This is a genomic window from Nonomuraea basaltis (assembly GCF_005893125.1).
Taxonomy (GTDB): Bacteria; Actinomycetota; Actinomycetes; order Streptosporangiales; family Streptosporangiaceae; genus Nonomuraea; species Nonomuraea basaltis.
This window is the reverse complement of record NZ_VCJS01000660.1, coordinates 1-433: the sequence shown is the minus strand read 5'-3', so window position 1 is coordinate 433 and position 433 is coordinate 1. Positions and strand designations below refer to the sequence as shown.

General features: G+C 68.6%; 1 protein-coding gene. It reads left to right on the top strand.

The features are described from left to right. Positions 1 to 129: 129 nt before the first annotated feature. On the top strand, positions 130 to 433 hold a 304-nt coding region (locus EJK15_RS74070), incomplete at its 3' end, for a hypothetical protein (protein ID WP_206062445.1).

Here is a 433-nt window from a genome sequence, read left to right as displayed (position 1 = left end):
GCCACCGTCCCCACCGGCAGGCTGGTCGACCTCCAGCATCTGCGATGGCGAGCTCGAGCCAGCGTCGGTACCGCCGCAGGAGCCTGGTCCGATTGGCAGAGCCTGACGGTCGATGTCTCCAAGCCGATCGTGTCGGAGCTACAGGTTTCGCCGGGCACGGCAGGGGAGGTGGGCTGGGTCACCTCGACGCTGACGCCGTCGCTGAGGGCCCGAGCCATCGATCCGGAGGGCCGTTCGGCGACGATCTCATTCGAGCTGGAACACGATCCGGAATACGGGTCGAGCGGTAGCATCTGGGCAGGCACCGCGGCGAACGTGCCGTCGGGTTACGTGGCCTCCGCCACCGTCCCCACCGGCAGGCTGGTCGACCTCCAGCATCTGCGATGGCGAGCTCGAGCCAGCGTCGGTACCGCCGCAGGAGCCTGGTCCGATT